We start from the raw sequence: 25,273 nt of genomic DNA, 5'->3' as shown, positions 1-25,273 counted from the left end.
GTTGCACTTTCTCATTTCTAACCCTGCGCGCCCCTCAGTTATGAGATTGTAGTCAGGTTACCACGCAGTAACCGATGGTGATGGCGCCATCAGTGTGTAATGATTTGATTCTAAAACCGATTCATCAGGGCACTCAAAGAATGAAAAAAATACTGGTTTTGTACGCACATCCGTCTCAACGTCGTAGTGAAGTCAACACACCGCTGTTCGATGTCGCCAAACAAGTTGAAGGGGTGACCACCGTCGATTTGTACGCCGAATACCCAACCTTTGACATTGATATCGACAAAGAACAACAGCGCCTTGTCGAGCACGATGTGATTATTTTCCAATTTCCGCTCTACTGGTATTCAACCCCCTCCATCCTCAAAGAGTGGCAGGATCTGGTACTGGAATACGGGTTCGCTTACGGTCATGACGGTGCGGCACTGCACGGTAAGCAGTTTTTGTGTGTGCTGTCTGCGGGAGGCAAAGCCGAAGCGTATCAAACCGATGGCTACAACCACTTTACGATTCGCGAATTACTGCAACCTCTGGAACAGATGGCCAATCTGACCGGAATGCAATATCTGGCGCCTTTTGCCCTATTTGGCGCGCGTACCGCTCTGGATGACAACCGAATCGAAGAGCATGTCAATAAATACCGTCGACTCCTGAATGCTCTGGTCAACGGACATCTGGACACCGAGCGTGCGCGCCAGTTGCCGAAACTGACGCATTCACTGGATGAACTGATCGTAAGGAAACAGGCATGACGCTGTATTTCATCAAAGCTTTTATCTACCTGATTGCCGCAGTGATCGCCGTGCCACTGGCGAAACGCTTTGGCCTTGGCTCTGTACTTGGGTATTTGATCGCCGGGGTGGTAATCGGCCCGATCATCGGATTAGTTGGCGAAGAAACCACCACTATTCAGCACTTCGCCGAATTCGGCGTGGTGATGATGCTGTTTCTGGTCGGCCTTGAGCTGGAACCCCGCATGCTCTGGGCGATGCGCAATCGCCTGCTTGGCCTGGGCGGTTTACAGGTTGGCCTGACCACGGCTGCGGTAATGGCTATCTCAATGCAGTTTGGCGTTGAGTGGACACTGGCTCTGACCATCGGCCTGATTTTCGCCCTGTCGTCGACGGCAATCGTGTTACAAACCTTCAGTGAAAAGCGTCTCAATAAAACGGAAGGCGGACAGAACGCTTTTTCGGTCCTGCTTTTCCAGGACATTGCCGTGATTCCGATGCTGGCGTTTATTCCGCTGCTGGCGTTGCCTGAGTTGATTGAACAGGCGCAGCAAGCCGCCAATGCCGCCGCCGAACATCATGAAGAAATCAGCTTAGTCGCCGGCTTGCCCGGATGGGCATATGGCATGGTGATCACCGCCTCCATCGCACTGGTGGTGGTGGGTGGTCATTACCTTAGCCGTCCCTTGTTCCGCTTTGTGGCCAGCTCAGGTCTGCGTGAAATTTTCACCGCGACGGCGCTGATGCTGGTCGTGGGTATCGCCGCGCTGATGAGCCTGGTGGGGCTCTCTCCGGCACTGGGTACATTTCTGGCTGGCGTGGTGCTGGCCAACAGTGAGTTCCGCCATGAGCTGGAGTCCAATATTGATCCATTCAAAGGGCTACTGCTGGGGCTGTTCTTTATTACCGTGGGTGCCGGCATCAACTTTGAAGTGCTGTTCGGCGATTTCTTTTTGATCCTCGGCATTACGCTGGGAGTCATGTTGCTCAAAGCCGCAGTGTTGTTCTTACTGGCCTTCATCTTTCGAATTAAAGGCAGCAATCGCTGGTTGTTCGCCCTCAGCCTGGCACAAGCTGGTGAGTTCGGCTTTGTGCTGCTGAGTTTCTCCACTCAGAACCATGTGCTGCCTCCTGAGTTGTCACAAAAGCTCTCGCTGGTGGTGGCACTGTCAATGTTCCTCACCCCGGGCTTGTTCATCCTGTTTGACAAAGTGATCCTGCCGCGTTTCCAAACGGCCTCCAATGACCGTGATGCCGACGTGATTGAAGAGCACGGCCCGGTCATTATCGCCGGTGTCGGGCGCTTCGGTCAGATCACCAACCGCTTGCTGACCGCCAATGGCATTCAAACCGTTGTGCTCGATCATCAGGCTGCGCAAGTGGACAACCTACGCCGGATCAACGTCAAAGCCTATTTTGGTGATGCCACTCGCCCGGAACTGCTGCACACCGCGGGCATCGAGGAAGCGTCAATGCTGATCGTAGCAATCGACAACAAAGAGAGCAGCGTCGAACTGGTTAAACACGTGCGACACGCGTATCCACACCTGAAAATTCTGGCCCGCGCCTTTGACCGCGGTCACGGCTACCGATTACGTCAGGCAGGTGCCGACATTATTGAGTCGGAAACGTATCATTCTGCTCTAGAAATCGGCTCCGCTGCGCTGCGTGGGCTCGGCCATCATCCATTCTTTGTTGAGCAGCAAAAAACCACGTTTAAACGGTTGGAAAGTGCATTGTCTGAAGGGCTGTATGACGCATGGAATAAAGAATCTGAAAGTGGAGAACGCTTCGACAACAACTATGTAAAACTGTTTATGGAATTGGAGGAGCGTATCAAGTCAGAAATGGCCTTTGACCGGTCAGACAATCACTCCCGCACAGAGCGAGGGTGGACGCCACCGCCAAAAGGGTATGCAGACAAGCTCGGAGATGAGCTACAATAGCCAGACAAAAGCCGAGAGCACCTCTCGGCTTTCATCTATTTCCACTACTCCAAAATCAGAAAGTAACCATATGTCTCAAGCCAAATCTTCTGACACGCTCGGCCGTCAGCTGTTCAACATGACCTGGCCAATGTTGTTCGGCGTGTTATCACTTATGAGCTTCCAACTGGTCGACAGTGCTTTCATCGGCCAACTGGGGGTATTACCGCTCGCCGCCCAAGGGTTCACGTTGCCGATCCAGATGATCATCATCGGCATCCAGGTCGGTCTTGGCATTGCCACCACCGCAGTTATTTCACGGGCGCTGGGCGCCCAGCAGGAGCGCTACGCTAAACAACTCGGCGGTCTGGTCCTGGCGATGGGCAGCATCGGGGTCGCGGTATTTTCGTTGTTGCTTTATCTGTTACGTCACCCGATTCTGGCCCTGCTGAGCGCACCGGACAGCATTTTTGTCATCATCGATAGCTACTGGATTTACTGGCTGGTGAGCGCCTGGACCGGCGCTGTGCTTTATTTCCTTTACAGTATCTGTCGTGCCAATGGCAATACCATGTTGCCGGGCACCATGATGATGATCACCAGCCTGCTCAATCTGGCTCTGGATCCGCTGTTTATCTTTACCTTTGACATGGGCATCAACGGTGCCGCGGTGGCGACCATCATCGCCTTTGGTCTGGGTATTGTGTTTGTCGCCCCCAAAGTGTCTGCCAAACACTGGATGTCGTTCGACTGGGCGGACCTCAACGTAGTGAAAAGCGTTCGCTCCATCGCCAACATCATGGGGCCAGCCATGATCAGCCAGCTCCTGCCCCCACTGTCTTCTATGCTGGCCACCAAACTACTGGCTACTTATGGTACGGCAGCCGTCGCTTCTTGGGCTCTGGGATCACGTTATGAGTTTTTTGCGATAGTGACGGTGTTGGCACTGACGATGTCGATGCCACCGATGATCGGCCGGTTACTCGGCGCGGGTAAAATCGAGCAGATCAAGCAACTGGTCAATCTGGCCTGTCGTTTCGTGCTGGTTTTGCAGCTTGTGATCGCGCTGGCGACCTACCTGGGAGCGGGTTTCCTCTCCGCTTTGATGACCAGTGAAGCCAGCGTCGCGTCGATCCTCAACTGGCACCTTACCTTAGTCCCTCTGAGCCTTGGACCGCTCGGTATCTGTATGTTAATGGTGTCGATTTCCAATGCTCTGGGCAAATCGTATACCGCACTGACTATCTCGGCTCTGCGCCTGTTTGCGTTCTTCCTGCCGTGTTTATGGGTAGGTGCTCAGATCGCGGATATCTATGGCCTATTGGTCGGGGCATTAATTGGCAACGTACTCGCCGGGCTTTGTGCCTGGGTCATGTACCAGCGCGGACTGCGCCAACTGGAGCGGCGGTTGACCACTGCCTGATGGAAAAGCCTTGCTATGATGCAAGGCTTTTTGTCTCACTCTTCACTGAGCGCTTTGATCTTAGGCAGTGCCTTTTCCCAGCCATCATTAAACATGGTGGTAAAGTCCGGATGTGTCACGATGGTGACTTCCAGTACCACTCTATCGCCCTGACGGATGATTTCGTAGCTCTCACTTGAGCCAATCCATTTGCGTGCTGAATCGCTGTCGATGTCGATGATATGTTCGGGATTAAACACCGCAATGTGATGGATTTGGATAGCCCGGTCGACGTCAATCTTATCGATCACCGCCCGTGTGCCTCCTAAACCGGGATCAAAAAACGCAATGTGTTCCCCTTCACGCCATTCACCGTGAAACTGGGACTGTGGAGAGAAGGCTGTCGCCCACTTGCGATACAGCTCCAGCTCGGTCAAAACCTGCCAGATACGGGCAGGCTCAGCATCGATGTCGATTTGGTAAGTCAGCGTCAGCATACATAAGCCTCAGATAGTGCGGATAACCCCGGCTCGGCGGCACTCGAATGATGCCAGCAAACCTCAGACTTAAAGCATAGACCGAATCTCACCGAGCACGTAATCCGGTGTTTTCAGACAGTGAAACGGCCGCCAAAACTCACTCAACTTCAGGTGGCGACATCTCCCGCCAATCGCTGTGCGGTGTAGTTGGCGATCGCCGTATCCTGAACACCCGTTCCGGTCAGGTCGCACACCGAAATCTCTGCCACATGCCGAATATACGGGCTGACACCACAGATGATCTCGCCTAATTCACACACCTTTCGAGGCAGAGGCTTTGCCATGCAGCGCAGTTCTCCCACTGACTCTGACTGGCTGAGGCGGTCGACCACCAGATGATCGGCATTGAGGAGCACGTCGTCAGCCAGCTCACGTTTATGCGGGCTATCCGAGCCCATCGCAATCACGTGCGCGCCAGCGGGAATATCCCGCCAATACAGCAGCGCCTCACGCGATGGCGTAGTGGTGACAATGATATCCGCTTCGCAGCACGCCTCGGCAATCGTGTTGTGGACCGTCACAGGTAGGTCGTATGTCTGCGCCATCCGGCGCTGATACTCATATGCCTTGTCGGCATCCCGGGCCCAAACGTCGACGTGTTTGATGTCGCGAACTAATGTCATCGCAGCCACCTGCAATTCGGCTTGTAAACCAGCACCAATCACCGCAACACGTTTAGCGTCCGGGTTAGACAAATACTTGGTAGAAATGGCTCCGGCGAGCGCGGTGCGAACATCCGTCAAATACCCTTCATCGAACAGTACACAATCCACCAAGCCGGTTTTAGCGCTCAGCAGCACCATCAAACCATTCAGACTGGGTAACCCCAGTTTAGGGTTATCAAAAAAGCCCGGGCTAATTTTGATGGCAAAACGGGCAATGCCCTCAATATGCGCCGTTTTAACGTCGACTTCTCCATGGCTCTCCGCAATCGTCATACTCAAGATCGGTGGCAAGGTTACCCGACCTTCTCCCAGGGCACGAAAACCATCTTCGACGGCCAGCAGCGCGTCCTCATTCAGCCCGGTTACCGATTGAATTTGTGCCTTGTTGTAGATTTCCATTCCGACTTCCTTGTTTACTGCATGTGTCGGCCAATACTGAGTGCCGTGTCAAACGTGTCCGACGACACATTTTTACCGCTCAGAACAAACACGACTTTTTTACCGCGCAGATCAAGCGGATGCTGACGCATTGCCGCAAAACCAACCGCAGCCGCACCTTCAACAGCAAACTTCTCTGCATCAAAAATATCCGTCATGCCTTTGGCAATATTGTCCTCACTCACGAGAAACGCACGATCCATTACCTGTTGCACGAGTTGAAAAGTGTGACGGTTATCCAGCCCGATTCCGCCTCCCAGACTGTCGGCAAACGACTCATACTCTGGTACCTGAACCGGTTTTCCTGCCTTGAGGCTTTCCACCATTGCGGCGCCTTTTTCCATTGAAGCCCCAAAGATTTTAACTTTACGGCTTGCCGATTTCGCCGCCAGCCCAACACCGCCCAACAAACCACCGCCGGACAATCCAGCAAAAATCACATCGACATCAGGCAGATCCTCGATAATTTCCAATCCAATGGTGCCTTGCCCGGCAATAATATCCGGGTGCTCAAAGGGCGAGAGATAAGTCATCGACGCTTCCTCAGTCAGCCTCAGCGCTTCGCGCTCGGCGTCGTCCTGAGACTGACCGACAATACGCACGTCTGCCCCGAGTGCTTTGATCGCCTCGACTTTATTGTTCGGCACCAGGCTCGACATGCAGATCACCGTATGAACCCCAAGTCGCTGACCGGCATAAGCCACCGCGCGGCCGTGATTTCCGGTTGAACAAGTCACCACGCCATGGCGTTTCTGCTCTTCGCTGAGACGGTTCATCGCGTATGTCGCACCACGCAGTTTAAAAGCACCAATCGGCTGGAGCGTTTCCAGTTTAAGCCACACCTCACACTGATATTGCCGGGACAATTGCGGGGAATGAAGCAAAGGGGTACGGCAGACCAGTCCATGAATGGCTCGTCTGGCCGCGTAAACATCTTGTATTTCCATAGGTTTGGATCCTAACGCCGCCCCACAAATAGGGCGGCAAGTGAACGGAATAGGACTATTTCGGTTGCCACTGTTTCGAGGTCACTAAGCGGTCCATCACCTGATTAACCGCCTGATGAGCTTTATCAACGATGGTGTCAATGTCGTGGTGGTTGGCGATCAACGGCGGAGCAAAACCCAGAATGTCGCCGTGCGGCATCGCACGGGCAATCAGCCCCTGCTCCAGACAGGCAGCGGCGATCTGAGGACCCACTTTGAGATTAGCGTCAAAGTGCGCTCGGCGCAGTTTGTCGGATGAAAACTCCAGCGCATGCAATAAACCGACACCACGCGTGTCCCCTACCAGCGGATGATCGCGAAAAGTCTGCGCCATCCGTTGCTGTAGATACGCCCCCACCTCTGCGGCATTTTGAACTAAACCCTCGCGCTCAATGATATCAAGGTTACAATTGGCGGCTGCCGCACCCATCGGGTGTCCCGAGTAGGTGTAGCCATGACCGATGGCGCCCCATTGATCGGTGCCCTCTTCCAGAACGCTCCACACACGCTCACCCACAATCACGCCTGACAAAGGTTGATACGCCGAGGTCAGGCCTTTCGCTACGGTGATCAGATCCGGTTTCATATCATAATGGATGGAGCCAAAATCGGAACCAAGACGCCCAAAGCCACACACCACTTCATCAGCGATCAGCAGAACATCGTATTTATCCAGCACCTGACGAATGGCTTGCCAGTACCCTTCTGGCGGCGGCACGATCCCACCGGTGCCCAGCACTGGCTCAGCGATCATCGCAGCGACCGTGTCCGGCCCTTCAGCCAGAATCATCCGCTCCAGTTGATCCGCACAGTACCGGGAGAACTCCAGCTCAGACATACTGTCATCATCACGGCGATAGTAATACGGCGCCATAGTATGCTTAACCCGCTCCAGCGGCAGATCAAAATGCGCATGGAACAGGGGCAATCCGGTCATGGATCCAGACGCAATACTTGAACCGTGATAGCCGCGATCACGCGAGATGATCTTTTTCTTCTCCGGCAAGCCACGCGCATTGTTGTAGTACCACACCAGCTTAAGTTGCGTTTCGTTCGCGTCACTGCCCGACATACCGTAATACACTTTACTCATCCCGGCCGGCGCCATCTTGATGATGCGATCTGACAGGGTTACTAGCGCTTCGTTAGTGTGTCCGACATAGGTATGGTAATAAGCTAACTGTTTGGCCTGTTCGTAAATGGCTTCGGCCATTTCAGTCCTGCCATAACCAATGTTCACACAATACAACCCGGCAAAGCCGTCGATCAGCTCGATGCCTTCGGAATCGGTGATGCGTATTCCGCTTCCGCTCGAGATAATTCTTCCCGAAAGCTCCCCAGCCGCATATTGCTTCAGGTGGGTTGAGGCATGAAATACGCGCTGGCGGTCGATATTCAGTAGTTGTTCGGTTTTGGTGCTCATGTTCCTTCTCCTCGAATAGTTGGCTTTCCATATTTCATGTCTCAACTGCCAGTCACGGTCGGCAGTGCGCCCAGGCAGCAATATTTGATTTCGCTATATTCATCAAAGCCATGGCGGCTCCCTTCCCGGCCCAGCCCGGATTGCTTGACACCGCCAAACGGGATCGGATGCCCCGTCATCTTGACCGAGTTGACACTCACCATGCCAAATTCCAGGCCACGCATGCATTGCCAAATCTGATGGATGTCGTGGCCATACACATACGCGGCTAAGCCGTATTCGGTGTCATTGCTCATCTCAATCACTGATGCCAAATCCTTGTAGGGTAGAACCCCGGCCACCGGGCAGAAATTCTCTTCACGGTATACCGCCATTTCTGGCGTGACGTCTGCCAACAGCGTCGGCGCAAAAAAGTTGCCTCCCGGCACAGAGGTGTGATACCCCGCCACCAACCGGGCCCCGTTATCCAGCGCATCGCGTACCAAGTCATGGGCTTTATCGACGGCGGCCTGATTGATCAACGGCCCCATGGTGGTGTGTGGCTCCATCCCGTTGCCGAGTACGAATTGTTCCATCTCATGCGTAAAAGCTTCCAGAAATGGCTCATATTTTTCCTGTGGTACAAAAATGCGATTGGCGGCCAAACAATCCTGCCCCGCAGTCTGGAACTTGGCGGCCACCGCCGCTTGAGCAGCCTGAGCAATCTCCATGTCCGGCAGCACAATGAACGGCGCGTTGCCCCCCAATTCCATACTGCATTTTTTCACCGTCTGAGCGGCGTCACGTAGCAGCAACTTCCCAACCCGGGTTGAGCCAGTAAAGGACAAGGCTTTCACTTTGTCGGAATGGCATAAGGTCTGCGAGATCATCACGGCGTCGCCAGTCACCACGTTGAACACGCCGGCAGGAAATCCAGCCCGATCAGCCAGCTCCGCCAATGCCAGCGCTGAGAATGGTGTTTCGCTGGCCGGCTTAATCAGTACCGGACAACCAATCGCCAGCGCTGCGGCCGCTTTACGCGTCACCATCGCATTGGGAAAGTTCCACGGCGTGATCAACGCTGCAACTCCAATCGGTTCACGAACCGTAGAGAGTTGCGCGTCCGGAATATGGCTGGGAATGGTCTCGCCATAACAGCGGCGCGCCTCTTCAGCAAACCAGCGAATAAACGACGCACCGTAATCAATTTCTCCCAGCGCATCCGCAAGAGGCTTGCCCTGTTCCATCACCATCAAACGTGCCAGATCCGGTTTGGCTTCAAGAATCAGATCATGCCAGCGCATCAATAGCGCTGCCCGCTCATCTGCCCGCAATTTTCGCCAGTGACGAAACGCCTGATCAGCCTGATCAATCGCTTGATACAACTGTTGTTGATTCAGCTTGGTAATGTACCCAAGCACATTGCCATCAGCCGGATTGTCTACCGGATGAAACTCGTCGCCGCTGACCCACTTGCCATTAACGTAAGCCAGGCCGCGCACCAGACGAACATCATCCATTATTGCCATCATGTCGTGTGAAGCTTTCAATTCACCGCCATGTAAACTGTGTAGTGCTGTCATACATCCTTCTCCCAGCGTCGTTGTCCATACCTACACTGTAAGAGAGAAGCGTGGTGAATAATTTCTGAAGCCAGCGGGAGAACCGGCAGAATTTTCTTTTCGTTCGCCACTAAAATGGCGATTTTTCTGGTGATGGATTTGCGCGTTTTTTTCTTTTAGAACAACGCGTTTTGATTGATATCTAATGTACCGGCATCCCGTTTGATGGTTTTGGTAACGATATAAGTAAAGTAGCGTTCAATGCCGACCTCTGAGTCGAGCCAGTTGTCGATCAACCGTTGATACTGATCAATGTCTTCGGACTGGATTTTGAGGATGTAATCCACGCCGCCGCCGGTGGCATAACAGTCGGTGACTTCCGGGGTATGGAGTACCAGTTGTTCAAAACGGCGAAAAGCCTGAGCATTGTGTTCTTTAAGGCTGACTTCCACCATGACGGATGTACGTTTAAACAGCACGTCGGTGTTCACCCGGGCTCCGTAACCTTGGATGATGCCAGCTTCTTCAAGTTTTTTGACCCGCTCCCAGCAGGGGCTGACGGACAAATTGATCGCCTCCGCCAGATGCGATTTGGTGATACGGCCATTGTCATGAAGAATTTGTAGAATCTTTACGTCGTAGCGATCCAGGCGCATAAATCACTCTCCCTTTTAACGCCAGTGTGGCCCGCAAGGCAGGCCACTCATCTGAGCCATTACTGGCTGAACTCTTGCTCCAGAGCGTCCAGCACCGCCTGACCACTTTTCCCGGTCAGCTCAACATACTTGTCGCGCATCGGCATGGATGCCCGCTTGAACTCCGCACGTTCCTGCTCATTCAAATGCACCATTTTCATCTCGGGTTTCGCCTGCTTAATTTGCTCAAGGCGCATCTGGTTAAACTCAGCCTGTTTGGTAAAAATGAAATCATTCATTTGAGAGATCGTCTCCTGAACCAGTTTACGACGCGCTTCCGGCAAACCATTAAACCAGGCATTGTTGGTGATCACCGTAGTGGTAAATTGCTGCTGCCCCGCCCAGATCATGTAATCGCTCACCTCGTAGAATTTCATTTCCTGAATCGCAAACACCGGATTCACCTGACCGTCGATCATCTTCAGTTGCAGCGCGCCGTACACCTCAGAGTACGGCAAAGGGGTTGGATCGGCGCCAAACGATTTATAGGCTTCCACCAGCATGGGCGAGGCCATCACCCGCATTTTGAAATTGTTAAAATCTTGCGGGCTGCGAATAGCGCGATTGGTGGTCCAAACCATCTCTCCTTCTGGGAACATGGTCAGCAATTTAAGGTTTTTGGCTTCCAGTTTTCCACCCAGGGTGCCATAAATGGTTGGGCTGGCGCTGAGGACTTTTTTTGTTGACCTCATTGTCGGAAGACAACAAATACGGAATGGAGAACACCTGCATTTCAGGCACAAAAGAACCGAAGATTCCCGGCGAGGCATTAGTGAACTGAATGATGCCATTGGCGGCCAGTTCGGTCAGGTCCTCAGACTGGCCCAGCGTACCGTATGGGTACACTTCAACGGTCACGTCTCCGCCGGTTTTGGTTTCGATGCGTTGTTTGAACTCCTGGGCGTAGGCGTCCTGTACGGAGCCTTTCACCTCTTCCAGCGCAAACTTCCAGGTTTCAGCCTGCACGGTACCGGCCAGTGCACTGCTGGCCAGTAATAACGTCGTTGCCAGATGGCGATAGCGTTTTTTCATCGGATTCATCCATTTCTTCCTTTCGTTCTGTTGGGGCCATCTCACCAACGGCTGGTGATACGCCAGACCCTAAGGGGTGTCCCAGTGGCTGCAAAACAGACACTGGCTAAGTAAATTCACCACAGTCTTCGGCGATCACGGCTAAGGTGTCTCCCAGATTAACCATGGCCGGAAAGCGGCGTGCAGCAAAAATTCCGCCGCGCTCTGCCCGATATTCAACAGGGGGTTCTCCCGTGCGTTGCGTTGAATGTATCTGCACCATTAACTGGCCAGTTTCCACCCGGTCCCCCAACTCGCACAGGTATTCCGCGATCCCGCTATGGCGACTTTGCAGATAGCAACGGGCATCCGGCATATCGAGTAACCGGCTCGGCTGAGCAGGCTTCTCATACGCTCCAGTCAGGTTGCCGGCAAAACGCAGAAAGTTGCGAATACCACGATCGGCGTAAGCGATCGTCTGTGGTGTACTGGTCCCTCCACCGCGCAGCTCCGTGGTGACAAACACTTTGCCCTGACCTTCCACTGCAGTGTCGTACAAGCTGGTGGCGTCCATTTCCAGCAAAATCATGGTATATGGCGCACCAAACAGTTTCGCCCCGAGAATACAGGCCTCTTCCTGATCCGGGTTGTCCAGCCGGTGCGCGGCCGCAAACGGCACAATGTCGAGAGTCTTGCCTCCTGAGTGTATATCCAGCGCGAAATCGCACAGTGGCACCAAATAACGGGTGAAGTAATCAGCAATTTTTTCAGTCACCGAACCCGCTGGGTTACCGGGAAAACTGCGGTTCAGGTTACCTTTGTCTATCGGCGAGGTGCGAGACGCATTGTGTACTGCCGGCAAGTTCATCATGGGAACGATGATCACCCGTCCACTCACCTGCTCTGATTGAAGGGTGTTGGCCAACTTCAATAAACTGGTGATCCCTTCGTATTCATCACCGTGATTACCGCCGGTCAGCAGCGAGGTCGGCCCGTCACCATTTTTGATTACCGTCACCGGGATCATCACGCTGCCCCAAGCCGATTCATCGTGCGAGTATGGCAATGTAAGAAAACCGTGCTGGATTCCTTCCTGGTTAAAATCGACTGTGGCGGAAATCGAACTGTTTTGCATAGCCACTCCTTAGTGTTTAACGAAAAGATGGCGCGGAAAATCACACAGCGTTTTCGCGCCATATTGAGTGATCACGATGCTTTCCGTGGTTTCCAATCCCCAGTCTTCAAACCACAGCCCCGGCATAAAATGGAAGGTCATGCCTTCTTTCAACACGGTTTTATCGCTGTCACGCAGGCTCATGGTGCGCTCGCCCCAATCCGGCGGATAGCTCAAACCAATCGGATAACCGCAGCGAGCGCCTTCACGCGAGAAGCCTGCTTCATCCAAAACCCGGTTGAGTGCATTGGCAATATCGGCGCAGGTGTTGCCGGGCCTGGCGACTTCCAACCCCGCTTCCAGACCGCGGGTTAGGGCTTCATCTGCGCGTTTGAACTTATCGTCCGGCTCACCCAGAAAAATGGTACGCGATAAAGGACAATGGTAACGACGGTGAGCACCGGCAATTTCGAAAAACGTCCCCTCACCTTTTTTAAACGGACGGTCGTCCCAGGTCAGATGGGGCGCAGAAGCATCAGAGCCAGACGGCAACAGCGGCACAATTGCCGTGTAATCACCAAAATGGTCTTCATGACCCAGCACGGCCTGACGGTTGATTTCCGCTACGAGATGGTGCTTTGGAAGCCCAGGTTCAATCATGTCAAACGCAACACGGTGCATGTTCTCCACAATACGGGCAGCCCGGTACATATACGCCAGCTCCTGATCCGATTTCACCGCCCGGCACCAGTTCACTAAACCAGTGGCATCGAGCAACTGAGCGTTTGGCAAATGGGTATGCAGTGATTCGTATGCGGTAGCGCTAAAGTAGTAATTGTCTTTCTCGACACCAATCCGGCCCCGGTCCCACAAACGCGGAGCCAACACCGCTTCCACCAGGTAATCCATTGGGTGCAGTGGCGGGTTCATCACATAGTGGTCCGGGTAGTAGGTGATGTTTTCAACCGACATATAGGCAGTACGGTAGGCGCCATTAGCATCCTGACAGCGGCCAAACCATAAAGGCTCACCACTCGACCCCACCACGACACATTGAGGCACATAAAACGACCAGCCATCGTAACCTGTGAGCCATGCCATGTTAGACGGGTCATGAAGGATCAACACATCCAGTTCACGCTCTTCCATGGACTGGCGGACTTTAATCAGCCGCTCTTGGTATTCATCCAGAGTAAAATGCAAAGCAACGCCTCTCATTTCTTTTCTCCTTGTAGAATTCCGACGCCTTATCGGCCTTCGGAGACGTTGAGGTATCTCTACCTTTTATCAGCCCCTGACGGGCCGGGTATTAATCTGCTGTGGTATTGCCACCGGAAGGTGGCCGCGGATTGAATGACCATTTCAGTTCAATATCGTCATTTAAAGCATGACAATTCATATCAATCACTACAATTATGGATGTTTTTTGTGCAACAGACCGCATTTAACGGACAAAAAGTCGCCATTTGTTAAATCGAAGTTACAATGGGACTTTAAAATGAATCAATAAAAACATTGTGTCATGACAATTTCTTTGAATCCGATCATTCGCCCAGGCACCCCCAAATACATCTCCATCGGCAACTATCTGGTGGACTGTGTACGCAGTGGTTACCTCAAACCCGGGACCCGTCTGCCCACTCACCGTGAATTTGCGGAACAGATTGGCGTCAGTGTGCAAACCGTCAGCCACGCCTACAGTTTTGCGGAGAAGAAAGGCGCTCTGGAGTCCTGGGTGGGCAACGGCACCTTTGTGAAATCCGGCTTTGTCGATGACAATACCGACACAGAGTTCATGCTGACTCAGGAGATGAAAGACACGCCGGATGAAATTGATATGTCAATCGCACATCCTGTGGTAACGGATCGCCATATCACCTTATTTAATCAGGCGTTAGTGCAGATTGCCGCTCAGCCGGACAATCGCAGCCTGATCGGCAAAGCCAAACCTGTGATGGGTCAGCCACATCACATTGACTCCGGTCGCCACTATCTGCAAACCCAGGGATTAGACGTTGGCCATGACCAGTTATTGCTGACCAACGGTGCTTGCCATGGCCTGACCCTGGCTCTCAGCACCGTCGTGGAACATGGCGATCTGGTTGCGTGTGGTCAGTTGGTCGATCACGGCCTGATCTCGCGTTCACGCATGTTGGGCTTTAAGTTACTGCCGCTGGAGATGGATGAATTCGGCATCACACCGGAGGCTTTTGAATGGGCGTGTCAGCATCGTCCGGTCAAAGCACTGTGTTGTACTCCCAGCATGGCAAACCCCAACAGCGCTCATATGGATCAGGCACGCCGTGAAGCCATTGCCCGCCTGGCGGAAAAGTACGACATTTACGTCATCGAAGACGATGTCTACGGTGCACTTGAGCCAAATAGGGTCGCCCCGCTGACAACGTTGATTCCTCAACAGGCCTTTTATGTCACCAGCTTTACCAAAGTCGTGGCGCCAGGCATGCGCACCGGCTACCTGACCGTGCCCCGCCATTTTCTACAACATGCTATTGGCCGGCTGGCGGCCACCAGCTGGTCGGCAACGCCCCTGCCATTTGAAGTCGCTCATTTATGGATAGAGAACGGTACTCTGGACAGGCTAATCCGCTTCCAAATGAACGAATTTGCCAAGCGTCAGAAACTGGCCAGCAGCATATTGCGAGCCCACTCGTACAGCGCGCATCCGCATGGACAGCATATCTGGCTCAAGCTACCGGACCACTGGCAAAGCGATGATCTGGTGGCTTCAGCCAAACGCTCCGGCGTGCAGCTCACCAGCTACAAACCTTTTGTTCTCGACATGAATACCCCGCAACCATTCGTACGCATCAGTCTCGGTGCCGAAACCAACCGCGGTTATATCAAACACGGTCTGTCGGTGATCGCCGAGATCCTCGACACCAAGCCGCCCACCTCTCACTTTTTGGTCTGAGCAGTCGGTTCAGGCCGATTTTTTCTGCAAACACGCTCAGTTCAGAAAATCTTTCGCTGCTCACCAATTGACTTGAATGTCATGAAACAGATAACGTTTCATTAACATATTTAACAACATGGGAGCAGTGCGATGAAAAGGATTTTTCAGTGGCTGGATAACTACATACAGAAAGCGGAGGCGGCGCTGCTCATCGGCTCAATATTATTGATAGCCACTAACTCAATCGCCAACGTCCTTGGACGGTACCTGTTCAATCAAAGTCTCTATTTCTCTGAAGAACTCAATTATTTCCTGATCGTTGCGGTCACTTTTATCGGATGCAGCTACGCCGCTCGCCAGTCACGCCATATCCGTATGACTGCGTTCACGGACATGCTGCCAACCCGGCTCAAACTGCTGGCCGACGGCACTATCTATTTGCTGACCGGGTTACTGGTCTCCATGCTCACCTGGTACGCGTGGCAGTACGTAGGCAAAGTGGCGCAGATGGGGCGTCTGTCCCCCGCGATGCAGATCCCGCTCAGCTGGGTTTACCTGATTGCGCCATTGGGGCTGTTTTTCAGTGCCCTTCAGTTTCTGCGCGTCGGCCTGAATAAACTCAAGCGCTTTATCTGCCAGACAACCAGGCAAAATGCCTCAACCGCCCGCCTGACTCAATCGGCGAAACAGGAGAAGATGCTATGACCACAGCTTTAGTTGTGACTATGATTGCGCTGCTGGCGTGTGGTTTCCCAATGTTGGTTCCTCTGCTGGCTGCCACCATGCTCGGCTTTATTGTCTATTTGGGGCTGGGGCCGGATTTTATGATCCAGCAAATGCTGGCAGGCATTAAGCCGGCCGCGTTGGTTGCGGTCCCTATGTTTATTCTGGCGGCCGAAATCATCACCCGAGGCGTTGCCGCCACCCGACTGCTTGACGTCGCGATGGCATTTGTCGGGCACATCCGCGGTGGGCTGGCAATCACCTCCTCACTCAGTTGCGCTTTGTTTGGTGCGGTATCTGGATCCACTCAGGCCACCGTGGTATCCGTCGGCTCCATCATGCGGCCCAAAATGCTCGAATACGGTTACAAAGACAGCTTTGCTCTGGCGCTCATTATCAACGCATCCGATCTGGCGCTGCTGATCCCTCCCAGTATCGGCATGATCATTTACGGTGTGGTTTCCGGTACCTCAGTGGCCGAGCTGTTCATTGCCGGTATCGGCCCTGCGCTGGTGATCATGTTGCTCTTTTCGCTCTACTGTTACTGGTATGCGCGCAACGATGATGTCACCAACGCGCCCAAAGCCAGTTGGAAAACGCGCATCAAAGTGGTGCGCAAAGCCTTACTGCCGTTTGGTTTCCCGCTTATTACAGTGGGTGGTATATACGCAGGCATTTTCAGCCCAACCGAAGCGGCTTCTGTCTCTGTGTTGTATGCCGTGCTGCTTGAGATGGTGGTCTTTCGTAAGGTGAAATGGCAAGAGCTTGGCGACATTGCCCTCTCGACGGGCATGGTCACCGCAGTGGTGTTCATACTCGTTGCCGCTGGCAGTGCGTTTTCGTGGGTGATTTCCTTTGCGCAGATCCCGCAGGAGCTGCTGGGTATGATTGGAATTAATGACTTGAGCCAGACTGAACTGTTGATTGTCATTTCAGTGGCGTTTTTCATCGGTTGCATGTTTGTTGATCCGATAGTGGTGATGCTGATCCTGATCCCGATTTTTGCCCCGGTGATCAAATCCTCCGGTCTTGATCCGGTATTGGTCGGCACGATAGTCACCCTGCAGGCAGCCATCGGCTCTGCCACCCCACCATTTGGCTGCGATATTTTCACCGCCATTGCCGTGTTTAAACGTCCTTATGTCGAGGTCATTCGCGGTACTCCTCCATTTGTGTTTATCTTGCTCCTGGTGTCCATAATGCTGATCTTCTTCCCGTGGATTTCACTGGCACTACGCGATCTGGCCTTTCGCTAACACATGGAAACCGAAAGAAAGCAGCCTTTAGGCTGCTTTCTTTGTCTGGTTAAAAGGCGTATTTGACGCTGAGTTCGACACTTCGCTCCGTACCGTACCAGCAGTTGGCCTGATCGTAACAAGTCGAGTATTCCTCATTAAATACATTATTGGCGATCAGGTTGGCGGTTACCCCGTGAAGCGAATCACTCAGGACCCCCAGATCATAGCCAAGCGACGCATCCACCACCGTATACGATGGCACTTTACCCTGAGTATTGGTGGCATCCATCTGCATTTCACCAACATAGCGGGCACCGAGGCTCAAGCGACTGCCGTTCAGCAGCCCATTGTAGACGTAGTAATTACCCCAGATATTGGCCATATTTTTCGGCACGTAAATCGGTGTCGTCCCTTCCAGGCCGTTATCGCTGTCCTCGGTAATTTCCATATCGGTATAGGTATAACTGGCTGAGATATCCGCATTGGCATTGATAAACCAGCGGCCCTGTAACTCAACCCCTTGTGACACGGCTTCACCCACTTGCAGATCACTCTGGTAGTTAGCCGACGACGGATCGGTGATCACCACGTCTTTCTTAGTAATGTGGAACAATGACGCCGTTGCTTCGACCTCACGTTGCGGTGACTGATATTTGATTCCCGCCTCAATCTGTTCGGCGGTTTCGGGGCTAAACGCCCGACCAAACTGACTGACACCGGCCACAGGCTCAAAACTGGTGGCGTAGCTGAGATACGGAGCTACACCGTTACTGAATGCATACAAAGCACCGACCCGATAAGAGAACTGGTTATCGTCTGCTTTCTGACCAAAACTCTCCGACTCAAAGCGGTCATACCGTCCACCTGCAATCAACACCCATTGATTCCAACGCAGTTGATCCTGAAAGTAGAACCCGGTTTGTTCACTACTGACATCATCCTGCATCCGATAAACCTCACTCAGGCTGCCAGAGCTGAGCAAGTGGTTGTTGGGCTGGAATACATTGAACGCATAAAACGCACTGTCGCTGGTGGCGTACTCTTTGTAATCTGACTCACCGTCCAGCTTCTGATAATCTACACCTAACAACAAGTTATGCTGAACCGCGCCCATAGTGAACCGGCCGGACAACTGGTTATCCACCACATAGCCTGTCGATTCCTCTTCCGTGCTGTAGATGTTGCGCACCAGTGTGCCGCTGGCAGAATCAAAATTCGCGGCCGTGTGGTACGTGTTGTGCTGTGTCAACGAAGCATCGCTGTAGCGGAAGTTCTGTAAGAACGACCAGTTCGCGTTAAAATCGTGGTTCACTTTGTAGCCCAGCATCAGAACTTCACGCTCAAATTTACTCCACGCAGTATCGCCTGCAAAAGTAGACGGCGACGTGGAGCCATTTGGATTACGCACCAACATGCCAGAAGCTGGCAACGACGAGTTCATTCCCATCGACGGATCGTTCTGATAGTAAAGATTGACATTAATCAGCGTGCGGTCACTGACCTGCCAGTCAAGCGACGGAGCAATCACATAGCGCTCTTCTTCGGTATGGTTGACCTGCCCATCCTGCTTGCGTGCCAGAGCAATCAAACGGTAGGACAGATCGCTATCACCCAGCTGGCCGGTGGAGTCTACTGACGCTTCCATCAGATTGCGTGACCCCGTCGCGACGCCGATTTTAGTCTCAGAGCTCTGCTGAGGTGTTTTGGCAATCATATTGACCATCCCACCAGGAGGCATCGCTCCGTAAAGCACTGACGTCGGACCTTTGAACACTTCGACCTGCTGCAGCATGATTGGATCAATTTGCGGCTGAAGGTTCCAACCTTTGAGCGTTTGCAAGACCAAACCATCGTAATAACTCTGATTGACCGCAAACCCTCGAATGGTGAAGGTATCGTACATGGTCACCGCCGCCCCTTTGGTTTCCGTCACCACCCCTGGCGCGTAACGCAGTGCCTGATTCAGTGACTGTACGCCACGCTGCTCTAATTGCTCCTCATCGATGACGGTGATGCCCTGTGGCGTCTCTTCAGGTTCAAGCGCCGACTTGGTTGCGGTGTTGCGGTACGCTTTGCCCAAAACCGTCATTGTATCTGGCTGAGCTGATGATGTGGTGTCAGCAGCGAATACCGGCGTCGTTAAGACGCCAAGCAGCGCTAACGTCAGAGTCGAACGTTGGATGTGTGTTGGAAGTTGCATGTGTTCCTCGAATACCAATGCTTTTCTTAATAATAATAAATATCATTTGCATTCTACTTATTTAAGGAGACGAAAGTTAACAATTTGGTGCATCCTGCGACTTTTCACTGACAAAACACTCAAATCAGCGCAATGGTGAGGCGCACATCCGAATAATAGGGAGCCAATACTCCATGACCGCGTCATGCTGATCGGCAGCGTATCCGGAAGGATAGGATTCGAGTTCAAAACCATCGATGCCGCGGTAACCCGACTCAGGCAACCAATGAACAATAAACCAGTGCAGCGTGACGGGTAAGCGATCAATCGGACCGCGATGTCTGAGCACCGCATAAGTCTGCGCTGGTACCGTACATATGCTCAATCCTTCAGCGGTCAGAGTGTTGGATGCCAACCCAGCCCAATACGTCAATTGACCACCTTCCGACGGCGCGTGTGTTACATCAATCACGCCCAACTTGGGGCAGGACGCTGCAGACAGTGGCTGCAGTTTTTGTTCTAGCTGCTGCCATAACGCCGGCACTTTCTCCGCAAAATCCGGCGTCGTAGAAAACAGACCATGAATCGAGTCATGAACGCCCGTCAATTGAAACGACGGACGGCTTTCGACACGGACATCAACCAATGGCACTTGGTGTCGCTCATGCTCGGGTAAGGTGGGACGTTGAATCGGTTTACGCAGACCAGTGCGTTGTCCGGTTTGACGATAAGCGCGCGGGCTCAGGTTAAACATCTGCTTAAATGCCCGGCTGAAGCTTATCTCTGAGTTAAAACCCAGACTGAGCGCAATATCGATGATGCGCTGCTGACCGTCGAGCAAGCGTTCAGCAGCTTCACTCAGTTTCAATTCACGCACATATTGAGCAACCGTCGTACCGGTCTGATGCTGAAAGACGCGTTGCAGCTGCCAGCGCGACCAACAGCTTTGCTGGGCAATCTCATCGAGGGAAAGCGCGCTATCCAGATTATCATGAATAAAATCGAGCGCTTTGCCGATGCGGTTTAGTGCGGCTGACGACTTTCCTGCGTGAGACTCTGATGCCATGACGGTTTCACAATGATCCTGAATGAATTCAGTCTCTCACATTCACTCATTCGCGCAAATAAGCAATCCGTTTTACATTCATAAGGCTCACAATTGCTGTTCCAGTAACGAAATCAACTGTGGAGATGTCGGAGACACAGAACTTGGGAACGTGGCGACCACATTTCCCTGATTATCAATCAGGTATTTATAAAAGTTCCAGCGTGGCGTGACACCGGCCTGGCGAGCAATTTCGGCAAATACCGGATTGGCCTGACTGCCCTTGACCGAACTGCGTGCCATCATTGGGAACGTTACACCATAATCGAGGTAGCACACCTTGGCGCTGTTCTCCTCGCTGCCGCGATCCTGATAGAAGTCATTGGAAGGAAAACCAACCACAACAAAATCCCGTTGTTTGTACGTTTGATACAATGCTTCTAACTCCTCGAACTGAGGCGTAAAACCACACTGGCTGGCCGTGTTCACCACCAACAGCGTTTTGCCGCGAAACGAGTCGCACAAGCTGATTGACTGGGTCGAGTTCAACAGTTGCTGGTTGCCCTGTAACACCGCCGGGCAACTCTCCGCCTGCACCACCCCAGTCATGAGCAGAGGGATGAGGCTCAATGCTGTCCATTTCATATTTGTCTCCTTTTTGACCACTTTAGAGCTTTTTACCTACGCTGTAAGGAAAAGATCACCAAGACTTAATTTCATTATTTATTAATAATTTATGACAAAAACGCGTCATTATTTAATCGATTGCCTTCTCAATAGTTGATGTATGTCAAAGAGTCGTAGACAATACCCTGCCGTTTCATACGCCCAAGACCCTGTGTTTTGCCTATCGCTTTAATAGGCACGACCTATTATCTATTTGTAAGTGGCGCTGCTAACGTTGCGCATACTGATTTAAGTACCTCGCCCTTATAGGAAAGATGATGGTAATACCTGAAAATAGTAGCATCGTGATATTTGGTGCGTCCGGGGACCTGACTTACCGTAAGTTGATCCCTGCCCTTTACCACCTTTACGCGAATAAACAGCTTCCGGAATCCTTTGCGATTTTAGGCGTCAGCCGAACTGAATACAGTGATGAGTCATACAGAGAGAAGCTTAAGCGCTCGCTTCAGGAAATGGAAAAAACTGAACCAGAGACGCTGGATGCTTTTATCAACCACCTTCACTACCAGGCCATCAGCACTTCTGATACCCAAGATTACGCCAAACTGGTCACCCGCCTCGACCAACTGGCTGATGAATATAACTTCGAACAGCGTAATACGCTCTTCTATCTCGCAACCCCACCAAGCCTTTACAGTGTTATCCCTGCTAGTCTGGCCGCTCATGGCCTGAATGACGAGAGCAACGGTTGGAAACGTCTGATCATCGAAAAACCTTTTGGTTACGATCTGGAATCGGCGCGTAAACTGGATAAAGACATCCACGAGCATTTCCAAGAGCATCAGCTGTACCGTATCGACCACTATCTGGGCAAAGAAACCGTTCAGAACCTGCTCGTTTTTCGCTTCTCCAACGCGATGTTCGAACCACTGTGGAATCGCAACTACATTGAGTACGTTGAGATCACCGGGGCAGAATTCCTCGGTGTAGAAGAACGTGGCGGCTACTACGACGGCTCAGGCGCGGTACGTGACATGTTCCAGAACCACCTGCTGCAAGTGCTGGCCATGGTCGGTATGGAGCCACCGGCGCAAATTAACGCCGACGCAATGCGTGATGAAGTAGTGAAAGTGCTTCAGTGTTTGAAACCACTCGAAGAACACGATCTGCGTAACAACTTGGTGATGGGTCAGTACACCGGCTCTGATGTACGTGGTCAGTTCCTACCAGGCTACCGCGAAGAACCTGGCGTGGCAGAAGACTCACGCACCGAAACCTATGTGGGCCTGAAAGCCTACATCAACAACTGGCGCTGGAACGGTGTGCCTTTCTATGTGCGTACTGGTAAACGCCTGCCGACACGCGTGACGGAAGTTGTGATTCACTTTAAAGCCACGCCACACCCGGTGTTTGGCCAGAACGCACCAGAGAACAAGCTCATCATCCGTATCCAGCCAGACGAAGGCATTCAGATGAGCTTCGGCCTCAAAGAGCCGGGCGCCGGATTCAACGCTAAAGAAGTGAAAATGAACTTCCACTACGCGTCGCTGCAGGAAACTCAGATGCTGACGGCGTATGAACGTCTGCTGCTTGACGCACTGAATGGCGATGCCACTCTGTTTGCACGTAGCGATGCTGTGGAAGCTTGCTGGAAATACGTTCAGCCGATCCTCGATTTCAAACAGGATCCGCAGTCACTGTTTGGCTACGCTTGTGGTACCTGGGGGCCGAAAGAGTCTGACCAGTTGCTGGAGCGCGATGGCCGCGCATGGCGCTTCCCTTGTAAGAACCTAACCGACACGGATTACTGCGAACTATGATCAATCACAAGATATTCCCGACGGCCGATGCCGTGGTCGAATCCCTAGCGAATGACATGAAAGCCTACAGTGAGTTGGGTCGCCCTGTGCACATCTCACTGTCTGGCGGCAGCACACCTAAAATGCTGTTTAAACTGCTGGCTTCTGACGCTTACGCCACCTCTATCCAGTGGCAGAACCTGCACTTCTGGTGGGGCGATGAGCGTTGTGTGGCACCGGATGATGCAGAAAGCAACTACGGTGAAGCGAACACATTGCTGTTCAGCCAAATCGATATTCCAGCAAGCAACATTCACCGCATCTTGGGTGAAAATGAGCCACAAGCTGAAGCGCAGCGCTTTGCACAAGAGATGACAGACGTCATCCCATCAGAGAGCGGCACGCCCGTATTTGACTGGATTTTGCTGGGTGTTGGCGCCGACGGCCACACCGCTTCCCTGTTCCCGGGCAAGACCAACTACGACGACGAGAACTTGTCTGTGGTTGCGAGCCATCCGGAATCCTGCCAGCTTCGCGTATCGAAAACCGCGAAAGTACTGGAAGCTGCAAAACGCATCAGTTATCTCGTTCTTGGCGCAGGTAAAGCCGAGATCGTTTACGAAATTCACACAACTCCGGCTGAAGATCTGCCTTATCCGGCAGCCAAAATCCAGTCTACAACTGGTGAAACGGAGTGGTATTTAGATTCAGACGCAGCAGCAAAGATTGCTTAAGCGCTTGCTTGTCGAAAGAGTAATTGGAGAGAAATAAAATGAAAGGTGATATCGGTGTAATTGGCCTGGCAGTAATGGGCCAGAACCTCATCCTGAACATGAACGACCACGGCTTCAAAGTGGTAGCGCACAACCGTACTGCGGCAAAAGTTGACGAATTCCTGGAAGGCCCGGCAAAAGACACTAACATCGTTGGCGCATACACGCTGCAAGAGCTGGTTGATAAACTGGAAGCACCACGCAAAGTGATGCTGATGGTTCGTGCTGGTGCGGTGGTTGACGCGTTCATCGATCAACTGGTTCCTCTGCTGGACAAAGGCGACATCATCATCGACGGTGGTAACACAAACTACCCAGACACTAACCGCCGCGTTGCAGCACTGCGCGAAAAAGGCATCCACTTCATCGGTACTGGCGTATCAGGCGGTGAAGAAGGCGCTCGTTTCGGACCGTCTATCATGCCAGGTGGCGCACCAGAAGCTTGGCCAGCAGTGAAACCTATCTTCCAAGCAATCTCTGCAAAAACGGATGCGGGCGAGCCATGCTGTGACTGGGTCGGTAACGACGGCGCTGGCCACTTCGTGAAAATGGTTCACAACGGTATCGAATACGGCGACATGCAGCTGATCACAGAAGCTTACCAGTTCATGAAAGATGGCCTGGGCATGACAGCCGACGAAATGCAGGCAGTGTTCGCTGACTGGAACGAAACTGAGCTGAACAGCTACCTGGTCGAAATCACTGCTGACATCCTTGGCTACAAAGATGAAGACGGTGAAGCACTGGTTGAGAAGATCCTCGACACTGCAGGCCAGAAAGGTACCGGTAAATGGACAGGTATCAACGCTTTGGATCTGGGTATTCCACTGACTCTGATCTCTGAATCTGTCTTTGCGCGCTGCCTGTCTGCACTGAAAGACCAGCGTGTTGAAGCAGAAAAACTGTTTGGCAAAACCATCACTCCGGTTGAGGGTGACAAACAAGAGTGGGTTGATGCACTGCGTCAAGCGCTGCTGGCTTCAAAAATCATCTCTTACGCACAAGGCTTTATGCTGATGCGTGAAGCGTCAAACGAAAACGGCTGGGACCTGAACTACGGTAACGTGGCTCTGATGTGGCGCGGTGGTTGTATCATCCGTTCTGCATTCCTGGGCAACATCCGTGATGCATACGAAGCGAACCCGGACCTGGCATTCCTGGGCTCTGATGATTACTTCAAAGGCATCCTGACCGGTAGCCTGGCCGCATGGCGTAAAGTAGCAGCGAAATCGCTGGAAACCGGTATTCCTATGCCATGTACGACGTCTGCCCTGACCTTCCTGGACGGTTACACCACTGCTCGTCTGCCAGCGAACCTGCTACAGGCACAACGTGACTACTTCGGCGCGCACACTTATGAGCGTACTGACCGTGCACGTGGTGAATTCTTCCACACCAACTGGACTGGTACAGGCGGTGACACGGCGTCGACTACGTACGACGTATAAGACGTAACTTGGAGCGGATTCAGCCCCAAGCCTACGCCTAAAATTTGAGCATCA

General features: G+C 52.6%; 22 protein-coding genes. 9 read left to right on the top strand and 13 right to left on the bottom strand.

Features of this window, described 5'->3' with window-relative positions; genetic code table 11:
* Positions 1 to 140 precede the first annotated feature (140 nt).
* From CAG64_RS18645 to CAG64_RS18635, 3 genes are all read left to right on the top strand, one after another.
* Complete coding sequence (locus tag CAG64_RS18645) at positions 141 to 755, top strand: NAD(P)H-dependent oxidoreductase (RefSeq protein WP_040902999.1); 615 nt, start codon at positions 141 to 143, stop codon at positions 753 to 755.
* Complete coding sequence (locus CAG64_RS18640) at positions 752 to 2,680, top strand: monovalent cation:proton antiporter-2 (CPA2) family protein (protein ID WP_161488380.1); 1,929 nt, start codon at positions 752 to 754, stop codon at positions 2,678 to 2,680. Before CAG64_RS18645 ends, CAG64_RS18640 begins: the two co-directional genes overlap by 4 nt.
* Positions 2,681 to 2,750: 70 nt before the next feature.
* Positions 2,751 to 4,082, top strand: coding sequence for an MATE family efflux transporter (locus CAG64_RS18635; protein WP_021706531.1), 1,332 nt, complete (start codon positions 2,751 to 2,753; stop codon positions 4,080 to 4,082).
* 35 nt (positions 4,083 to 4,117) lie between these two features.
* Here the strand turns inward: CAG64_RS18635 and CAG64_RS18630 are convergent, their stop codons facing one another.
* The 10 genes from CAG64_RS18630 to doeA all read right to left on the bottom strand — a co-directional run bounded on the left by CAG64_RS18630 (position 4,118) and on the right by doeA (position 13,691).
* Positions 4,118 to 4,558: an SRPBCC family protein gene (locus CAG64_RS18630; protein WP_161453644.1), complete on the bottom strand. Its 441-nt coding sequence runs from the start codon at positions 4,556 to 4,558 to the stop codon at positions 4,118 to 4,120.
* Between the two features lie 149 nt (positions 4,559 to 4,707).
* A complete protein-coding gene (locus CAG64_RS18625; protein ID WP_161488379.1) occupies positions 4,708 to 5,664 on the bottom strand; it encodes a cyclodeaminase in 957 nt (318 codons plus the stop codon).
* 14 nt (positions 5,665 to 5,678) lie between these two features.
* On the bottom strand, positions 5,679 to 6,650 hold the full coding sequence (eutB, locus tag CAG64_RS18620; protein ID WP_161488378.1) for a hydroxyectoine utilization dehydratase EutB: 972 nt from the start codon (positions 6,648 to 6,650) through the stop codon (positions 5,679 to 5,681).
* Between the two features lie 55 nt (positions 6,651 to 6,705).
* Positions 6,706 to 8,112 carry an aspartate aminotransferase family protein gene (locus CAG64_RS18615; RefSeq protein ID WP_161488377.1) on the bottom strand — a complete coding sequence of 469 codons (1,407 nt, stop codon included), beginning with the start codon at positions 8,110 to 8,112 and terminating at the stop codon, positions 6,706 to 6,708.
* A gap of 41 nt (positions 8,113 to 8,153) precedes the next feature.
* Complete coding sequence (locus CAG64_RS18610; protein ID WP_161453648.1) at positions 8,154 to 9,674, bottom strand: NAD-dependent succinate-semialdehyde dehydrogenase; 1,521 nt, start codon at positions 9,672 to 9,674, stop codon at positions 8,154 to 8,156.
* A 155-nt stretch (positions 9,675 to 9,829) separates the two neighbouring features.
* Positions 9,830 to 10,309: an Lrp/AsnC family transcriptional regulator gene (locus tag CAG64_RS18605; RefSeq protein WP_161488376.1), complete on the bottom strand. Its 480-nt coding sequence runs from the start codon at positions 10,307 to 10,309 to the stop codon at positions 9,830 to 9,832.
* A 59-nt stretch (positions 10,310 to 10,368) separates the two neighbouring features.
* Positions 10,369 to 11,040: a TRAP transporter substrate-binding protein DctP gene (dctP, locus tag CAG64_RS18600; protein WP_237668467.1), complete on the bottom strand. Its 672-nt coding sequence runs from the start codon at positions 11,038 to 11,040 to the stop codon at positions 10,369 to 10,371.
* Entirely contained in the window at positions 10,958 to 11,389 is a 432-nt protein-coding gene (dctP, locus tag CAG64_RS23995; protein WP_237668468.1) for a TRAP transporter substrate-binding protein DctP, read from the bottom strand. The genes dctP (CAG64_RS18600) and dctP (CAG64_RS23995) overlap by 83 nt, the downstream gene beginning before the upstream one ends.
* A 97-nt stretch (positions 11,390 to 11,486) precedes the next feature.
* The gene (gene doeB, locus CAG64_RS18595) at positions 11,487 to 12,494 is read right to left on the bottom strand and encodes a N(2)-acetyl-L-2,4-diaminobutanoate deacetylase DoeB (RefSeq protein WP_161488375.1); all 1,008 of its coding nucleotides are present in this window, start codon (positions 12,492 to 12,494) and stop codon (positions 11,487 to 11,489) included.
* A 9-nt stretch (positions 12,495 to 12,503) separates the two neighbouring features.
* Positions 12,504 to 13,691 (bottom strand): ectoine hydrolase DoeA, encoded by a 1,188-nt coding sequence (gene doeA, locus CAG64_RS18590; RefSeq protein ID WP_021706540.1) that lies wholly within the window; start codon positions 13,689 to 13,691, stop codon positions 12,504 to 12,506.
* Positions 13,692 to 13,995: 304 nt separating this feature from the next.
* On the opposite strand from doeA, the gene ehuR reads away from it, so the two are divergent.
* From ehuR to CAG64_RS18575, 3 genes are all read left to right on the top strand, one after another.
* Positions 13,996 to 15,405, top strand: coding sequence for a MocR-like ectoine utilization transcription factor EhuR (ehuR, locus tag CAG64_RS18585; protein ID WP_202600962.1), 1,410 nt, complete (start codon positions 13,996 to 13,998; stop codon positions 15,403 to 15,405).
* A 132-nt stretch (positions 15,406 to 15,537) separates the two neighbouring features.
* Positions 15,538 to 16,092: a TRAP transporter small permease gene (locus CAG64_RS18580; protein WP_161488374.1), complete on the top strand. Its 555-nt coding sequence runs from the start codon at positions 15,538 to 15,540 to the stop codon at positions 16,090 to 16,092.
* Entirely contained in the window at positions 16,089 to 17,366 is a 1,278-nt protein-coding gene (locus CAG64_RS18575; protein ID WP_021706543.1) for a TRAP transporter large permease, read from the top strand. Before CAG64_RS18580 ends, CAG64_RS18575 begins: the two co-directional genes overlap by 4 nt.
* A 49-nt stretch (positions 17,367 to 17,415) precedes the next feature.
* Here CAG64_RS18575 and CAG64_RS18570 read toward each other — a convergent pair whose 3' ends face one another.
* The 3 genes from CAG64_RS18570 to CAG64_RS18560 form a co-directional block, all read right to left on the bottom strand.
* Positions 17,416 to 19,548 (bottom strand): TonB-dependent siderophore receptor, encoded by a 2,133-nt coding sequence (locus CAG64_RS18570; RefSeq protein ID WP_161488373.1) that lies wholly within the window; start codon positions 19,546 to 19,548, stop codon positions 17,416 to 17,418.
* Between the two features lie 124 nt (positions 19,549 to 19,672).
* Complete coding sequence (locus CAG64_RS18565) at positions 19,673 to 20,593, bottom strand: AraC family transcriptional regulator (RefSeq protein ID WP_161488372.1); 921 nt, start codon at positions 20,591 to 20,593, stop codon at positions 19,673 to 19,675.
* Between the two features lie 87 nt (positions 20,594 to 20,680).
* A complete protein-coding gene (locus tag CAG64_RS18560; RefSeq protein ID WP_161488371.1) occupies positions 20,681 to 21,217 on the bottom strand; it encodes a glutathione peroxidase in 537 nt (178 codons plus the stop codon).
* Between the two features lie 299 nt (positions 21,218 to 21,516).
* Here CAG64_RS18560 and zwf point away from each other — a divergent pair, with 299 nt between their 5' ends.
* Genes zwf through gnd form a run of 3 tightly spaced genes read left to right on the top strand, consistent with a single transcriptional unit; the run spans position 21,517 to position 25,219 of the window.
* On the top strand, positions 21,517 to 23,019 hold the full coding sequence (gene zwf / locus CAG64_RS18555) for a glucose-6-phosphate dehydrogenase (protein ID WP_021706547.1): 1,503 nt from the start codon (positions 21,517 to 21,519) through the stop codon (positions 23,017 to 23,019).
* The gene (gene pgl / locus CAG64_RS18550; RefSeq protein WP_161488370.1) at positions 23,016 to 23,732 is read left to right on the top strand and encodes a 6-phosphogluconolactonase; all 717 of its coding nucleotides are present in this window, start codon (positions 23,016 to 23,018) and stop codon (positions 23,730 to 23,732) included. The genes zwf and pgl overlap by 4 nt, the downstream gene beginning before the upstream one ends.
* A gap of 38 nt (positions 23,733 to 23,770) precedes the next feature.
* Positions 23,771 to 25,219, top strand: coding sequence for a decarboxylating NADP(+)-dependent phosphogluconate dehydrogenase (gnd, locus tag CAG64_RS18545; RefSeq protein WP_021706549.1), 1,449 nt, complete (start codon positions 23,771 to 23,773; stop codon positions 25,217 to 25,219).
* Positions 25,220 to 25,273 lie beyond the last annotated feature (54 nt).

Origin of the sequence: Vibrio sp. V38_P2S17PM301, from assembly GCF_009904845.1 — a bacterium.
Taxonomy (GTDB): Bacteria; Pseudomonadota; Gammaproteobacteria; order Enterobacterales; family Vibrionaceae; genus Vibrio; species Vibrio proteolyticus.
This window is presented reverse-complemented; position numbering and strand designations above follow the sequence as displayed.

Excerpts from the sequence above, each read along its gene's own strand:
- CAG64_RS18645 (WP_040902999.1), top strand. The coding sequence starts at position 141 with ATGAAAAAAATACTGGTTTTGTACGCACATCCGTCTCAACGTCGTAGT.
- CAG64_RS18640 (WP_161488380.1), top strand. The coding sequence starts at position 752 with ATGACGCTGTATTTCATCAAAGCTTTTATCTACCTGATTGCCGCAGTG.
- CAG64_RS18635 (WP_021706531.1), top strand. The coding sequence starts at position 2,751 with ATGTCTCAAGCCAAATCTTCTGACACGCTCGGCCGTCAGCTGTTCAAC.
- CAG64_RS18630 (WP_161453644.1), bottom strand. The coding sequence starts at position 4,558 with ATGCTGACGCTGACTTACCAAATCGACATCGATGCTGAGCCTGCCCGT.
- CAG64_RS18625 (WP_161488379.1), bottom strand. The coding sequence starts at position 5,664 with ATGGAAATCTACAACAAGGCACAAATTCAATCGGTAACCGGGCTGAAT.
- eutB (WP_161488378.1), bottom strand. The coding sequence starts at position 6,650 with ATGGAAATACAAGATGTTTACGCGGCCAGACGAGCCATTCATGGACTG.
- CAG64_RS18615 (WP_161488377.1), bottom strand. The coding sequence starts at position 8,112 with ATGAGCACCAAAACCGAACAACTACTGAATATCGACCGCCAGCGCGTA.
- CAG64_RS18610 (WP_161453648.1), bottom strand. The coding sequence starts at position 9,674 with ATGACAGCACTACACAGTTTACATGGCGGTGAATTGAAAGCTTCACAC.
- CAG64_RS18605 (WP_161488376.1), bottom strand. The coding sequence starts at position 10,309 with ATGCGCCTGGATCGCTACGACGTAAAGATTCTACAAATTCTTCATGAC.
- dctP (WP_237668467.1), bottom strand. The coding sequence starts at position 11,040 with ATGAGGTCAACAAAAAAAGTCCTCAGCGCCAGCCCAACCATTTATGGC.
- dctP (WP_237668468.1), bottom strand. The coding sequence starts at position 11,389 with ATGAATCCGATGAAAAAACGCTATCGCCATCTGGCAACGACGTTATTA.
- doeB (WP_161488375.1), bottom strand. The coding sequence starts at position 12,494 with ATGCAAAACAGTTCGATTTCCGCCACAGTCGATTTTAACCAGGAAGGA.
- doeA (WP_021706540.1), bottom strand. The coding sequence starts at position 13,691 with ATGAGAGGCGTTGCTTTGCATTTTACTCTGGATGAATACCAAGAGCGG.
- ehuR (WP_202600962.1), top strand. The coding sequence starts at position 13,996 with ATGACAATTTCTTTGAATCCGATCATTCGCCCAGGCACCCCCAAATAC.
- CAG64_RS18580 (WP_161488374.1), top strand. The coding sequence starts at position 15,538 with ATGAAAAGGATTTTTCAGTGGCTGGATAACTACATACAGAAAGCGGAG.
- CAG64_RS18575 (WP_021706543.1), top strand. The coding sequence starts at position 16,089 with ATGACCACAGCTTTAGTTGTGACTATGATTGCGCTGCTGGCGTGTGGT.
- CAG64_RS18570 (WP_161488373.1), bottom strand. The coding sequence starts at position 19,548 with ATGCAACTTCCAACACACATCCAACGTTCGACTCTGACGTTAGCGCTG.
- CAG64_RS18565 (WP_161488372.1), bottom strand. The coding sequence starts at position 20,593 with ATGGCATCAGAGTCTCACGCAGGAAAGTCGTCAGCCGCACTAAACCGC.
- CAG64_RS18560 (WP_161488371.1), bottom strand. The coding sequence starts at position 21,217 with ATGAAATGGACAGCATTGAGCCTCATCCCTCTGCTCATGACTGGGGTG.
- zwf (WP_021706547.1), top strand. The coding sequence starts at position 21,517 with ATGGTAATACCTGAAAATAGTAGCATCGTGATATTTGGTGCGTCCGGG.
- pgl (WP_161488370.1), top strand. The coding sequence starts at position 23,016 with ATGATCAATCACAAGATATTCCCGACGGCCGATGCCGTGGTCGAATCC.
- gnd (WP_021706549.1), top strand. The coding sequence starts at position 23,771 with ATGAAAGGTGATATCGGTGTAATTGGCCTGGCAGTAATGGGCCAGAAC.